10 protein-coding genes, 1 pseudogene and 1 riboswitch are annotated in these 14,025 nt (G+C 41.4%); of the genes and pseudogenes, 3 read left to right on the top strand and 8 right to left on the bottom strand.

What is annotated here, in order from left to right:
* Positions 1–126: 126 nt before the first annotated feature.
* Positions 127–1,956: pseudogene (locus tag L1266_RS13985) on the bottom strand (PAS domain-containing hybrid sensor histidine kinase/response regulator); the annotation flags it as partial.
* 733 nt (positions 1,957–2,689) lie between these two features.
* Positions 2,690–3,634: a ribosome biogenesis GTPase YlqF gene (ylqF, locus tag L1266_RS13980; protein ID WP_054552314.1), complete on the bottom strand. Its 945-nt coding sequence runs from the start codon at positions 3,632–3,634 to the stop codon at positions 2,690–2,692.
* Between the two features lie 91 nt (positions 3,635–3,725).
* Here ylqF and L1266_RS13975 point away from each other — a divergent pair, with 91 nt between their 5' ends.
* Complete coding sequence (locus tag L1266_RS13975; protein WP_054552313.1) at positions 3,726–4,262, top strand: YaeQ family protein; 537 nt, start codon at positions 3,726–3,728, stop codon at positions 4,260–4,262.
* A gap of 8 nt (positions 4,263–4,270) precedes the next feature.
* Entirely contained in the window at positions 4,271–4,876 is a 606-nt protein-coding gene (locus L1266_RS13970) for a PGAP1-like alpha/beta domain-containing protein (protein ID WP_235377743.1), read from the top strand.
* A 4-nt stretch (positions 4,877–4,880) separates the two neighbouring features.
* Here L1266_RS13970 and L1266_RS13965 read toward each other — a convergent pair whose 3' ends face one another.
* On the bottom strand, positions 4,881–5,090 hold the full coding sequence (locus tag L1266_RS13965; protein WP_054552311.1) for a hypothetical protein: 210 nt from the start codon (positions 5,088–5,090) through the stop codon (positions 4,881–4,883).
* A 364-nt stretch (positions 5,091–5,454) separates the two neighbouring features.
* On the opposite strand from L1266_RS13965, the gene L1266_RS13960 reads away from it, so the two are divergent.
* Positions 5,455–5,928: a Dps family protein gene (locus L1266_RS13960; RefSeq protein WP_054552310.1), complete on the top strand. Its 474-nt coding sequence runs from the start codon at positions 5,455–5,457 to the stop codon at positions 5,926–5,928.
* 58 nt (positions 5,929–5,986) lie between these two features.
* Here the strand turns inward: L1266_RS13960 and L1266_RS13955 are convergent, their stop codons facing one another.
* From L1266_RS13955 to L1266_RS13935, 5 genes are all read right to left on the bottom strand, one after another.
* A complete protein-coding gene (locus tag L1266_RS13955) occupies positions 5,987–6,388 on the bottom strand; it encodes a hypothetical protein (RefSeq protein ID WP_054552309.1) in 402 nt (133 codons plus the stop codon).
* A gap of 51 nt (positions 6,389–6,439) precedes the next feature.
* Positions 6,440–8,533 (bottom strand): S9 family peptidase, encoded by a 2,094-nt coding sequence (locus tag L1266_RS13950; RefSeq protein ID WP_235377742.1) that lies wholly within the window; start codon positions 8,531–8,533, stop codon positions 6,440–6,442.
* Positions 8,534–8,808: 275 nt separating this feature from the next.
* Positions 8,809–9,378, bottom strand: a complete 570-nt coding sequence (locus L1266_RS13945; RefSeq protein WP_054552308.1) for a hypothetical protein — start codon at positions 9,376–9,378, stop codon at positions 8,809–8,811.
* A gap of 108 nt (positions 9,379–9,486) precedes the next feature.
* Positions 9,487–9,570: riboswitch (cyclic di-GMP riboswitch) on the bottom strand.
* Positions 9,571–9,705: 135 nt separating this feature from the next.
* Positions 9,706–12,843 (bottom strand): efflux RND transporter permease subunit, encoded by a 3,138-nt coding sequence (locus L1266_RS13940; RefSeq protein WP_235377741.1) that lies wholly within the window; start codon positions 12,841–12,843, stop codon positions 9,706–9,708.
* Between the two features lie 9 nt (positions 12,844–12,852).
* Positions 12,853–14,025 carry an efflux RND transporter periplasmic adaptor subunit gene (locus L1266_RS13935; RefSeq protein WP_166341241.1) on the bottom strand — a complete coding sequence of 391 codons (1,173 nt, stop codon included), beginning with the start codon at positions 14,023–14,025 and terminating at the stop codon, positions 12,853–12,855.

The raw sequence follows: 14,025 nt of genomic DNA, 5'->3' as shown, positions 1-14,025 counted from the left end.
AATCTGGCGCAGATCTCATCGTAGAGCTGGGACTAATGAAAGTCTCTAATAGACTCTGAATACATTAGCGCAAACCATCTCCGTTATTTTTAGTTATTAACTTGCAAAACGGGGCGTACCATACATTTTGGCCACATCTAAAATAAGCCGTGCCGATGCGCCGCCGATCACCGCTGACATCTCGCGCTCAACTAATAGTTCTAACTCAACATTGGCAGGGCGCTTCCACTTACTTTTATCATCTGGAAAGTAATGATTTACCAAAGACTGCGCCGCTTCTTTTTCGGCAAATCGCTGCATTAGCGCACCTAGGTCATGGTAACTCAAAGGCTGTAGATGATTACTAACCTTCGAATCATTCAGCTGCGACACAAACTTATTGCTCTGCAAGCGTTCAGCTAAGGTTGCTCGACTAAATAACGGTACTAAGAAATACACTAAACAGTTCGCACCTAGCGATAGCAATAAAGCTTGGCTAATGCTTTCCATGCCTAATGAGAATAAGTCGGTTGGCGCTAACCAGCTTATTCCCCACGGTCCATTTACAAGCCATAAACTATCGCTTCCTAAACCTCCGGCGATATTCGGCAGTAAAAGTGTGTATCCCCAAATAATAAAGCCGCTTAAAATCCCCAATTGCGCACCGCGACACGATGCTTGTCGCCACCATAAGCCAATGATCATGGCCGGCGAAAATTGCGCGACTAAGGTGAACGACATCAAACCCACATTGGCAAGGGTTGTACTTTCGCCCAGCACTCGGTGAGTGAAGTAACTAAGCAATAAAATCAATACGATAACGATTTTTCGCGCATGTAATAGATTATTTTTATCAAGCCCGCGACTGCTCGATGTAAGTTGCGAGCGGCGTAAAATAAACTGGTTAATAAAGTCATTAGTGATCATCACTGAAAGCACAATTGAAGACACAATCACCATACTGGTTGCCGCTGAAAAGCCACCTAAAAAGGCTAATAACGCCACAAAAGCATCATCAGCCGCCATAGGTAAAGCCAATACAAAGGTGTCGTAGCCGACTTCTTGACCTTGAAAGTAAATTAATCCGGCATATGCTATCGGTAGAATAAACAGGTTAATAAGTAATAGGTAAATCGGAAATAGCCAACGTGCCGAAGCCAGCTCTTTATCGTTATTTTTTTCGATAAAGCTCATGTGGAATTGTCTTGGCAAACATAAGGTCGCCAAAATACCAAGCAAAGTATGAGCAACATACACATAAGTTGGACTTTGCGTTGCAGCCACTTGCTGATCAATATTTAGGTCATGCGCTTTGTCAAACAGCGCCACTGGGCTGTCGAATAGAGCAAAGCACACATACAAACCCACCGCTAAAAACGCCAACAACTTAACCACAGATTCAAAGGCAATACTGGCAATCAATCCTGGGTTATGCTCACTGGGTTTTAACCGCCTCGCGCCGAATAAAATAGCAAACAGAGCCAATACAATCGTGATGTAAAAAGTACTATCGGCCCATACTTCATGGCTTTGTGTGGCAGCACGGTCGGTAAGTAAGTTGATACTTTGTGCAGTTGCACTTAGCTGTAAAGAGATATAGGGCACAATGGCAATCACTGAAATCAATGAAATGAGCCCAGACAAACTGGACGACTGACCATATCGGGTCGCAATAAAATCTGCCATTGAGGTTATTTTTTGCTGCCGACAAATATGCGCTATGCGGCAATAGACTTGCCAGCCAAAAATGAATAGCAAAATAGTGCCAGCATAGGTCGGAGCCAACCACCAGCCGTTGTATGCAGCTTGTGCTGTGGTACCAAAAAACGCCCAAGAGGTGCAATACACCCCAAGTGATAAACCATAGGTTAAGCCTTTAAAAGGCAATACTTTTCTTTTATCAGCCCAGCCTGCAACCGCAAATAAAATTGCCAGGTATACAATTGCAAGAAGGCTTATTGACCAAATTGAGAACATCGCATGTGATTATTTTAATTGTTATAGCCCCAGCATAGTTTTTATTGCACGTAATTTACAGCCTAACTTTAGTGCTAATGCATTGTATTACGGAAGTTTAAAAAACAAACACAAAGAAATGAGAATTATTTTCAATTGAGTATTGACAGATACGTAAATCTAATTGATAATCACTATCAACAAGACAATAAAGTGTTATGACTTGTTCGGAATAAACTGATTTGTTTCTCGACCCTGAAACACGTGTGGCCCACGATAAAGCTAAGATCGCCTGTTGCTAATCGCAACGCCCCTTGATATTGGCAACAGGTGATCGCCCTACTATTTTACTTGCTACATTGCTCATATCGGTGACGGTAGATATGAAACTCAAAAAGCCCTTACAGGGCTTTTTTTATGTCTGAAATATGTACAAAACCTGCCACAAAACTAAATGAGAATTATTTTCAAAAAAGTATTGACAGCATCACAAACCTAATTGATAATTAATCTCAACAAGCCAAGCGAAGTATGATGACTTGTTGAGATTGAATTTGTTTCTCCCCAGAAACGCGTGTCGCCACGTTAAAGCTTTAGCTTATATGTTGCTAATCGCAACGCCCCTTGATATTGGCGACATATAAGCGACCCTACTTATTTTACTTGCTACATTGCTCATATCGGTGACGGTAGATATGAAACTAAAAAAGCCCTTGCAGGGCTTTTTTTATGTCTAAAAGTTAATGCGTTAACTTTATCGACGGTTCTTACGTGCACGTGCACGGCGTTGTTTTTTCTCTTCTTCTTTAGCGGCTTTTTTCGCCTCTGCAGCAGCGCGAAGCTGTGCAACCATTTGCTCTTCTTCTTCACGCATGGCCGGTGTTTCCATGGTAATACGACCAATAATGCCATCGCGTAATTCGTTGATAAGAATTTCAGACATTTTGTAAGTGTCGATTTGATTGCCACCGCGGATACAACCACGCTTTTTACCTGCCATTTCAACAAACTCCCAGTCAGACTCTGGTAGCTCATCAATTTTATAGCGGCTTTTTAAAAGCTCTGGGTATGCATGCAGTAAATATTCAGCGGTGTAACTTGCCACTTCTTCGTAGTCGATAGCGGTATCACGAATAGCACCGGTTGCCCCTAAACGATAACCAGAGTTTTCGTTCTCTACTTTAGGCCATAACATTCCCGGCGTGTCGTAAAGCATAATGCCATCGTCAAGCTTAATACGTTGCTGCGCTTTGGTTACCGCAGGTTCATTACCTGTTTTTGCCACGATACGGCCGGCCAAGGTATTAATAAGAGTTGATTTACCAACGTTTGGAATACCCATGATCATGGCTTTAATTTGTTTATCAGCGCCTACTTTATGCGGTACTAATTTTTTACAAAGCTCATTAATACGGTGCACTTCACCTGCTTTATCATTACCAAAATCAATCGCTTTCACACCACTTTGCTGCTCAAAGTAGTCTTTCCAAGCTTGCGTTAATTTAGGATCTGCCAAGTCCGCCTTATTCATGATTTTGATCACCGGCTTGTCGCCACGCAGCGCAGTAACCATTGGGTTTTCACTACTGTAAGGAATACGGGCATCAAGTACCTCAATGATCACATCCATCTGTGGCATGATTTCTTTAATTTCGTTTCGGGCTTTGTTCATGTGACCCGGGAACCACTGGATGGCCATTTTTAACTCCTACAAGATAATTTCACGGTATTTTAACTGGCTCGGCAACGAATTGCGCTATAATGACGCAAATTTTTTCAAGTAAGCAGTTATGGCTCTTAAATCAACCATTATTAAAGCGCAATTATCGTTAAGCGATATGGACCGCCACATTTATCAAGATTTCAATTTAACTCTGGCACAACACCCATCAGAAACCGAACAACGCTTGATGATCCGCTTGTTGGCTTTTGCACTAAATGCCCGTGAAGGCCTAGAGTTTACTAAAGGCTTATGCGCCGATGATGAGCCTGAGCTTTGGCACATTAACTATAGCGAAGAAATTGAATTATGGGTTGAGCTTGGACTACCAGACGAAAAACGCCTGAAAAAAGCCTGCAATAAGTCGAAGCAAGTTGTTTTATATACCTACGGCGAAAATAACCAAGCGATTTGGTGGCAAAAACATCAACCTAAGTTGTATGATTTTAAAAACTTAAGTATTTTTAGTCTCGATTATGCCGCGACTCAGGCATTAGCCGACTTAGCTGATCGTAATATTAAGCTCACTATTACCATTCAAGATGGTGAAGTATGGGTTAGCTCAGATACAGCAAATATCGAAATTAAACCGCAACAGTTAATGTAAGGAATGCGATGGCAATTAGGCAAGTTGTAGTATTACACGGACTTTATATGTCAGGCTTTGTGATGCGCCCACTGTGCGCGCGTCTTGAAAAGTCAGGTTTAAAAATACTCAATTTGACCTATAACACGCTCTCTCCCGATAGAGCGGCAATATTCGATAAGATTGATCGCTTTATCGGTGGTAAACCTACCGCCTTAGTTTGCCACTCTATGGGCGGCTTGGTTGCTCGCGCTTACTTAGAGGCCAATTCTCTTCAAAGTCGCCACGTTGAAAAGGTGATCACCTTAGGCACCCCGCATAAAGGCAGTCATATTGCTAAGCAAATGCAGCAAAAGGGCTTTGAAATGCTGTTAAAAAATAGCGTGGAGTTTTTATTACCTGAGAATGGCGATTGGCCGTTTGATGCCAAGCTTTATAGTATTGCTGGTGACTTACCAATTGGGCTAATGCCACTGATTGCTAAAGGCAGCGTCTCTGATGGTACAGTTTTGATAGATGAAACCAAGCTCAATGGCATGGCAGAACATAAGGTGTTTCATTTGAGTCACACCAGTATGATCTACTCACGCCAAGTGATGGATTACATTATTAAGCTTATAAATCAAAGTGAGTGATACTTTAATCTTCAGCACTTGCAGCCACTTTATATGAGATTAAAACAATGATCCCTAAGATCAATGGTACAGGTGCTGCAATATAGCCAAAGGTATCAAAGTTTGCGAAGCTAGCACCTGCTAGATGACCTACCAAACCGATAACAAATGCAAGTAATGCGATCACGACAACGACTATTTCAGCTTTGTTTTCTTTAACTGTTTTACCGTCCATTTTTCTTCTCCTGGTTAAATGCGGTAAAGTCATTATGCGCTTCTGGTTCGTTGTTTTTTTGACCTAAATCAAGTTCTAAATCAGCGTGTTTCTCAGCAGGTGCAAACCTTGTTTTAGATCATACTTTCTGCCTAATTTTAAAATATTCGTAAAATAAGGTCGATTTTTTGCTCAGTTGCCCCAAGTCTATTAAAAGTAATTCAAAGTTATATTGATAGTGCATAAATGGACAACACCAACCTTTGATAGGTAAAACCTATCACTGTGTTCGAATTAAACCATTTTACAGATTAACCAAGATGGCTAATACTTAACACCAAGCACTAGCAAGTAAACACTTAACGGTTTTTTTGAGGAGCAATCTATGTCACAGGTAAATGCAATTGGTTTAAACAGCGCAAAAAGTGAAGATATCGTAAATTCACTAAACTCTTTACTAAGCTGCTACCAAATTCAATATATGAACGCACGCGGCTTTCATTGGAATATCAAAGGTCGTAACTTTTTTGAATTACACCTTAAATTTGAAGAAATTTATAACTTACTACTTGAGAAAGTAGACGAGATTGCAGAGCGTATTTTAACGTTAGGTGGTACACCGGTACATGCATTCTCTGAATACATTGAAGCAAGTAAGATCAGTGAAGCTAAAAATATCACTGAAGGCACTGCTGCAGTAGAAAACCTTTTAGCAGGTTACAGCACGCTTATTCAAATGCAGCGTGAAATCTTAGCACAAGCTGGTGATGCAGATGACGAAGGTACAGCATCATTAATGGGCGACTACATTAAAGAACAAGAGAAACTTGTTTGGATGTTAAAAGCTTACCTAGGTTAATATTCAGAATTGACACGAAAAAGCCCTCTCTTGAGGGCTTTTTTATATTCAGAAGGTATTATTTTAACCACTTTCTTAAATTATCGTACTCGGGTCTTATTTGAAAAAAGCTTTCAGCGTCTTGGTGAAAGTTAATATCCATTTCGACACCAGACCAAACTGTTTCTAATAAATTGCGGGCAATGATATTCGCTTTGATGTAATCAACGCGTTTGTAGCCTCGTGCTTTGACAGCCTGAAAGTATACCTTAGCAGTTTCAATACTATCGGCAGTTGCTAATTCAAATTGTTCCAAATTAACCACAGCATACTGAATTGAAAACTCTGGGTACTTCATGATTTCTTGAGCAACTTCAATACTAAATGAAGCAACGGCTTCTTTATTAAAACTGCCACTCATTTCCACATAAATCACCGGCGGCTCAACAAAATAACGCCAATCACCATGGGCTTTAAACATGCTTACCCCTTTGAAATACAACTTAAGTTTACGCTTATAAAATTTATTTACCTATTTATCTAAGCCTTTATTCGATAATAAAGCAATAAAAAAGGCCATTTCTAATGCCTTTTCTTCAAGGCTTTTAAAGCGACCCGATGCACCACCATGGCCTGCATCCATGTCGGTTTTAAATACCAAAATGTTGTCATCGGTTTTAAGCTCACGTAGCTTAGCAACCCACTTCATTGGCTCCCAGTATTGCACTTGAGAGTCATGGAACCCGGTGGTAACGAGAATATTAGGGTAAGCCTGCGGCTTAATATTATCGTACGGCGAGTAAGCCTGAATCACATCATAAAACGCAGGATCATTTGGGTTACCCCACTCGTCGTATTCATTGGTCGTCAGTGGAATACTCTCATCAAGCATAGTGGTTAGCACATCTAAAAATGGCACATGACAACCGATACCTAAATAAAGCTCAGGTGCTTGGTTAACCACAGCACCCATTAATAAACCGCCAGCACTGCCACCAGACGCAAATACTTTTTCTGAGTGTGCATAGCCTTGCTCAGTAAGCGCATGAGTAACATCAATAAAATCGCTAAAGCTATTTTGCTTAAATTGCTTTTTACCTTGCTCATACCAGTGACGCCCTAGCATTTCACCACCACGAATATGTGCAATCGCATAAACAAAGCCTCGGTCAAGCAAGCTTAGTGAGCTGCTTGAAAAGCTTGGATCGATGGTAATGCCGTACGCGCCATAGCCGTATTGCAGTACTGGGTTAGTGCCATCTTTATTAAATTTATCAATGCGATAAACCAAAGAAACCGGCACTTGTTCGCCATCCCTTGCAGTAACCATTAAACGTTCTGAGCGATAATGCTCTGGGTTAAAATCACCCAATACTTGCTGTTGTTTTAATAAGGTTTTGTTACCTGTTTTTAAATCAACATCATACAAAGAACCTGGCGTAGTTAAGCTTGAATAGTAAATACGCGCAGAGCTCACATTCGGCTCTGGATTCATGGCAATTGCAGCATAATAACAAGGGTCATCAAACTCTAAAGTAAGACGCTCGGCTTGCTGATCCACCACTACAAAACGTGTTTGGCCAAGCTCTCGCTCGGTGAGGATAAGGTAGTCATCGAAAATCTCGACCCCTTCTAACAATACGTTCTCGCGATGTGCTGTATGCTCTTGCCAACGATGTTTATCGGCAATGGTGCTTTGCGTCGCGGTCATTAAACGAAAGTTTTTCGCTTGCCAGTTGGTCACAATGTAAAAGGTATCACCTAGCTTATCGACATCAAACTCATGGCCTTCTTCGCGTGGCATTAAGGCGCTAAATCCACCTTCTGGATTATTGGCATCAAGCACCCAAGTATCGTTTGTTTCTGTGGTCGCAAGGTCAATTATGATCAGGCTTTCATCGCGGCTTTTGCCAAGCCCCATAAAGAAGCTTTTATCTTGCTCTTCATAAACCAGTACGTCATCAGCTTGCGGGGTGCCTAAAACATGGCGGTAAACCTGAAAACCCAATAAGGTTTGCAGGTCTTTTTTCACATAAAACACCGTTTTATTATCATTAGCCCACACCACTTGGCCTTCGGTGTTTTCCAGCACATCACTAAACATCTCGCCGCTGGCAATATTTTTAAAACGCACGGTATAAATACGACGACCTTCAGTGTCTTCAGAGTATGCAAGTAGCTGCTCGTCAGGGCTAATTGCAACTTCGCCTAATTCATAAAATTCGTAATCGCCAGCTAATTGATTTACATCTAACAGCAAGTGCTTGTCGCGTGCCTCTATTGAGCTACTGCGATAATGGCGTGCATATTCATCGTCGCCACGTACTTCTGAGTGATACCAATATTGGCCATCTTTCACGGGTACCGTGTTGTCGTCTTTTACAATGCGGTCTTTTAGTTCATTAAATAATTGTTCGCGCAGTGGTTTTATATCGGCGAGTTGCTCATCGCAATAATCGTTTTCGGCGTTTAAGTGCGCTAATACATCTTTATTTTCACGCTCATCATCACGCATCCAATAATAGTTATCGGTGCGAGTTAGTTGATGAGTAGTTAATGGATGAGGCTGTTTTTTTGCAACAGGAGGATGCGCTAATAAAGACAAAGAATACGAATTTGACGACACAAGAAAAAACCAAAATAAAAAACGAATTGCTGGCAGTTTATCACAGAATTATACCAATCAGCTTAATTAAGTAGTCTATTTTGAGGCAATAAAACCTCGTTGATAACAAGGCAAAAATTTCGTTATTTAGTTGTTCTAAATGAGAAATTTTTAACGCAGTTAACGACAGGTTTAATCCCTCAAAATGATTAAGTATTATTGCGGGTTGGTATTAAAAAAGCCCACTCAAATTGAGTGGGCTAAGCAATGCTAAAATAGCATTTAGGGGGAAACTCTTAATGTGAAACTTGCTGCCAAGCCATAGCCCAGCTTTTTCCTACACCTGGTTCAAATAGCGGATTGTGTGAATCTTTAACACGACAAAACTCGCTAAATGGCCATGGTTTACACATATAAATATGGCCTGTTTTAGGTTGTAAAACCTTAATTCCTGCACTGTAATCGTTGCATGCTTGAGGATAAACATAGTCATAATCTTGCAGACTATCTTTTACTCGCTCTTCACACTTGGCGATACAATTAAACGCCACTTTTACATGCGTAATACCCGAGCCTTCTAGGGCATAAATTTGGTTTGAGCGATAGGCTACCACTAAACCTTGATCAGTCATTTTTCCAGCTTTTACTAGCGGAATATGCACATTAATATGCTCAGCAACGGAGCGCGGCCAATTATGAGGCTCACCTTGATCCGTACTGACTATTGGATATTCGAATGATAAATCGACTAGCTCTCCTTGCATGTCATAAAAGGTCACAATCACCCTATCACCAACAAATAGTTGGGTATGATGATTCAAGCAACCAATCGGCAACCACTTCCCGGAGGCCATTGACGTATGCATAAACAAAGTATCACCCTAAGAACAACTAATAGGCATTATCTAACAACCGTACAAAATAAATACTTTTTAGTTTGAGGCAAAAGATCCAAAGCACTAGATTATGTGCTTATCAGCGGTCCCGCTATCATAGTTTAAAACCTTAGACCGGAAACTTTGCGTCCTAACTTTTCAGTTAGTTTGCCAAAAACAAGACTGAGTATAATCGCGACCGAATCACAAATCAAACAAAAGAATGTAACCAAAGGTCTTATATAGCAAATAGTTACTAGCAAAAGATGCAGAAACAAAAAAGCCAACCGCTCGGTTGGCTTTAAAACAGAAAGAGCTTTAGTCTTTCACCAGCTTTCTTCTGGTCGTTACTCGGTGACCAGAACGGAATATATTCAAAAAGCCATTACCTACATCACTCATGATAATGTACAAACAAGGTACTAGCACTAAAGTGATTAGAGTTGCAAACATAACCGCAAAACCAAGTGCAACCGCCATTGGAATTACAAACTTAGCTTGCAAGCTGGTTTCGAACATAATCGGTAGTACACCGGCAAAGGTTGTAATTGATGTCAGGGTGATTGCTCTAAAGCGCGCACAACCTGCTTCAATAACCGCTTGGCGAGTTGAAATACCTTCGCGGCGTGCTTGGTTTACAAAGTCGGTCATAACTAACGAGTCATTAATTACAACACCGGCCGCAGCAATCAAGCCAAAGCCCGACATCAAGCTAATATCTAAACCAAACCAGAAGTGACCCCAAATAGCACCGGTTAAGCTAAATGGAATAACCGACATAACAATTAGAGGCTGCGAATAGCTCTTAAGCGGTACAGCAAGCAAGATATACACTAAAATCATACCGCCGATGAAGAACATGATTTGCTCATTAGCTTGCGCCTGCTGCTCTTCAATTGAACCGCCTAGCTCAGTTTTAACTGACGGGTACTCTTCTTTTAACTGTGGCAACAAGTTCTCATCAACTTGCTTAACCACTTCACCCGGTTCAATCGCTTCTTCATCGATACTGCCGTAGATATACACAGTACGATAGCCACCTTCACGGCGAATATAGCTAATACCTGGTTTTTCGTTCAGTTCAACAACATCACCCAGCATCACCTCTTGACCTGCAGGCGTTGTGATAACAGCATGCTTTAATGATGCAAACGCTTCACGTGTTAGTTTCGGGTAACGAACCATAACACGCACTTCTTCACCGCGACGAATAACACGCTGAGCTTCACCACCGTAGAAACTTGCACCTACTTGGTTAGCAATGTTGGCAAGGTCTAAACCTAGATCATATGCCACTGGTTTTAAGCTTAATTGCACTTCTTTACTCGCCGGATCGATAGTCGAGCTAATATCAAACAAGCCTTTTTGCTGTTGTAATAGTTGGATGAAACGACGACCTGCCTCATTTAAGGTATCGATATCTGGGCCATAAAGTAAGTAACCAAACTCACCATCCATACCACCGCCATTTACATCATCATAAATTTGCAGTGATTTCACACCTGGGATGCTTGGCATTTGTTCACGCCAACGACGAGATAGTTCGAATGCGTTATAAGGGCGAAGCTCTTCATCTACCAGCGGAGCAAGTAATTGTGCTTCAGTACGACCTTGGTTGAACACTAAGATATCGCGAATTAGCTTTTGGCCAAATTCACGTTCTGTTTCTTGGTCTACCTTGTTAACCATGGCTTCGATTTCGCGAATAGCATTAATTGTTTGCATATCCGAGGCATTTTCATTCATTTCTAAACGAATTTGCGGAAAGTCCTGAGGTACTTTTGGTGTTGGTACCACACGCACTTGGTTTGAAGAAATTAAGCCAAACGTCAAAATCAATAAACCGATAAACGCAAATAGTACAAACCAGCGCCATTCAACACACAGCTCAATAAAACGCTTATATGGACCATTTACAAACTCAAAGAAACGTTTGTTAAAACGCGCTCGCCAGCTATTAGGATTAATTGGCGGAAACTTAGTATGGGCAATGTGCGCTGGTAAAATAAGTTTCGATTCAATCAAACTAAATATCAAACACAGAATTACCACCACTGCGATACCAAAGAAGAATGCGCTCTCTGGACCACTTGATAATGTAAACGGTGCAAATACAGCAATCGTTGTTAAGACACCAAATGTTGCTGGGGTAGCAACGCGCTTTGCGCCATTTACCACATTTACAACACCACCGCCTTTTTTCTCAATTTCGGTGTAGGCGCTCTCCCCTATGACTATGGCATCGTCGACCACGATCCCGAGTACCATAATAAAGGCAAATAACGACACGATATTAATACTGATACCAAATAATGGCATCATCATCATTGCACCTAAGAAACACACAGGTAAACCAATCATTACCCAAAGTGCCAGCTTAAAGCGTAAGAAAATAGACAACATAATGGCCACCAAGATAGCCCCTTGGAAAAGGTTGGTTTTCATCATGTCTAAACGGGCATTGAGGTAATAAGTCATGTCCATCAGTGGCACAAGACGAAGACCGGCTGGTAGCTCTTTATTCTTTTGTTCAATAAAGGCTTTAACTGAATCAGCAACCGGGATCATATTTTGCTCTTTGGTTGCTTTTACTGATAAATAAACGGCATTTTCACCATTAAATTTAAAGTAGCGTTCACCTTCAGTGAATTGGTCTTTGATCACAGCAATGTCGTTTAAAAGCACTTTCGCGCCATTAGCACCAATTTTTACTGGGATCTGGCGGAACTCATCACCGCTGTAATATTGATTTTCAACACGTACCGAGATAATACCTGCGTCAGTACGTAATTGACCTGCTGAAATATTTGCAGAGTAACGACGTACAGCACTGGCCACCTCACTTAAAGTAAGGTTGTATTGACGAAGTGAATCTGGGTCGATTTCAATCGCAATCTCATCAAGTGGTACATCGTTTTGCACCAGCGACACATTAGATAACTGCAATAATTCATCTTCAATTTTGTTTGCAACAGGCTTTAACTCAGTCAGTGGAATATCACCCACTAGCGTCATACCAATCACGTCTTGGCGAAACTCAACTTGGCTAATTGTCACCGGCTCCATGCCGGCAGGGAAAGTCGCAATACTGTCTACTCGTAGTTTCACTTTATCGAGTACATCCGTGAGCTCTGCATCTGTGTTGATCTCTAAACTTGCAGTGCCACTATTTCGGAACGAACGATATACACCACGTTTAATTTCGGTGACACCTTTTAGTGACTCTTCAATTTTGATCAAAATACTTTCTTCAATTTCCTGTGGTGAGGCACCCGGATAATTGGCCTGTACCTCGATATAGTTAATTTCAATATTCGGGAACATTTGACGCTGAATAGTGAAATAACTAATGATCCCCATGATGATGATAAACACCATCATTAAGTTAGCAGCGACCGAGTTATTGGCAAAATAGGCAATAAGGCCAGACTGTTTTTCTGTGTTTGTATCAGTCATAGTGCTACCTTAAAGCTTTTCAACCGCTGCAGTTTCTGCATCGCTTGTCATTTCTTTCATTCCAGCAATCTTCACTTCCATACCCTCTTGCGGATACTCCGGTAGCGTTAGAACCAACTGGTCATTCACTTCAAGGCCATCACTGATATAGAAGTACTCACCTTCTTCACGCACTACGGTTACTTTACGTGGTTCAAGTTTATTCTCGCCGTTCACAATCCACACCGTTTGGTTATTCACTAAAGACTGCGGTAAACGGTAGATGTTTTGTAATGTTGCACCGGCAAAGTTCACTTGAACGTAAGCACCAAATTTAATAGGTTGTACGTCGTGCTTTAAGCCGTATGGGTCATCAACACGAACAACTAAGTTGCTCATACGCGTCGCGTTATCAACAACGCCTAGGTCACGGTCAATTTCGGCTTCACGAGTAAAGCTGTTTAAGCCTTTATTGATAATGGTCGCTTTAACGCCTTTTAAGCGTTTTGGTAAAAATACACTATCGAAACCAGCAATTGGTACAATGATTTCTGCACTTTCAATATTATTAATTTCAGCAACTTGGCTGCCTACATTAATGTATTGACCAACACCAATTTCACGGCTGATCACCAGTGCATCGTAAGGTGCTTTCACCTCACAGCGAGCAAGGTCACGCTCGGCACGTTTTAATGCCGCTTGCGCTGATTTAACAGCTGCTTGTGCACTTAAAACTTGAGGTTTACGTAGGAATAAGTCGGTGCGCTCACGCTCTGGGTAACGTCTTGCTTCATCCTCTGCCACTTTAGCTTGTGCTTGCTCTTCGATCAGTGCCGCTTGAGCACTGGCAAGTGACGCTTCAGCTTGTAGTACAGCTGCTTCGTAGTTATCTTTTTCGATGGTAAATAACACTTCACCACGCGCTACGATGCCACCAGCAACAAAGTTTGGATGCCAGCTTGTAACTTCACCTGCCACTTGCGAGGCAAGTAAGGTACTTTCAAGCGGTTTCACTTCGCCGTAACTATTAATAATCACTTGATGATCATCACTTGCTACTGGCTCAACCTGTACTAAAGGACGCACATCAACTACATCCTTGTCTTTAGGCTCTTGAGCAATCGCGTTAATTGCCATAAAACCAGCAACACCAACGATTAATGCAACAAACGGTAAGATCCATTTTAATAAACTTGTGCGCAT

It is taken from the genome of Pseudoalteromonas sp. Cn5-37, from assembly GCF_021532495.1.
Classification (GTDB): domain Bacteria; phylum Pseudomonadota; class Gammaproteobacteria; order Enterobacterales; family Alteromonadaceae; genus Pseudoalteromonas; species Pseudoalteromonas simplex.
Note: the sequence above shows the minus strand (reverse complement) of the source record. Positions and strands in the feature narration are given on the sequence as shown.

Excerpts from the sequence above, each read along its gene's own strand:
- ylqF (WP_054552314.1), bottom strand. The coding sequence starts at position 3,634 with ATGGCCATCCAGTGGTTCCCGGGTCACATGAACAAAGCCCGAAACGAA.
- L1266_RS13975 (WP_054552313.1), top strand. The coding sequence starts at position 3,726 with ATGGCTCTTAAATCAACCATTATTAAAGCGCAATTATCGTTAAGCGAT.
- L1266_RS13970 (WP_235377743.1), top strand. The coding sequence starts at position 4,271 with ATGGCAATTAGGCAAGTTGTAGTATTACACGGACTTTATATGTCAGGC.
- L1266_RS13965 (WP_054552311.1), bottom strand. The coding sequence starts at position 5,090 with ATGGACGGTAAAACAGTTAAAGAAAACAAAGCTGAAATAGTCGTTGTC.
- L1266_RS13960 (WP_054552310.1), top strand. The coding sequence starts at position 5,455 with ATGTCACAGGTAAATGCAATTGGTTTAAACAGCGCAAAAAGTGAAGAT.
- L1266_RS13955 (WP_054552309.1), bottom strand. The coding sequence starts at position 6,388 with ATGTTTAAAGCCCATGGTGATTGGCGTTATTTTGTTGAGCCGCCGGTG.
- L1266_RS13945 (WP_054552308.1), bottom strand. The coding sequence starts at position 9,378 with ATGCATACGTCAATGGCCTCCGGGAAGTGGTTGCCGATTGGTTGCTTG.
- L1266_RS13940 (WP_235377741.1), bottom strand. The coding sequence starts at position 12,843 with ATGACTGATACAAACACAGAAAAACAGTCTGGCCTTATTGCCTATTTT.
- L1266_RS13935 (WP_166341241.1), bottom strand. The coding sequence starts at position 14,025 with ATGCGCACAAGTTTATTAAAATGGATCTTACCGTTTGTTGCATTAATC.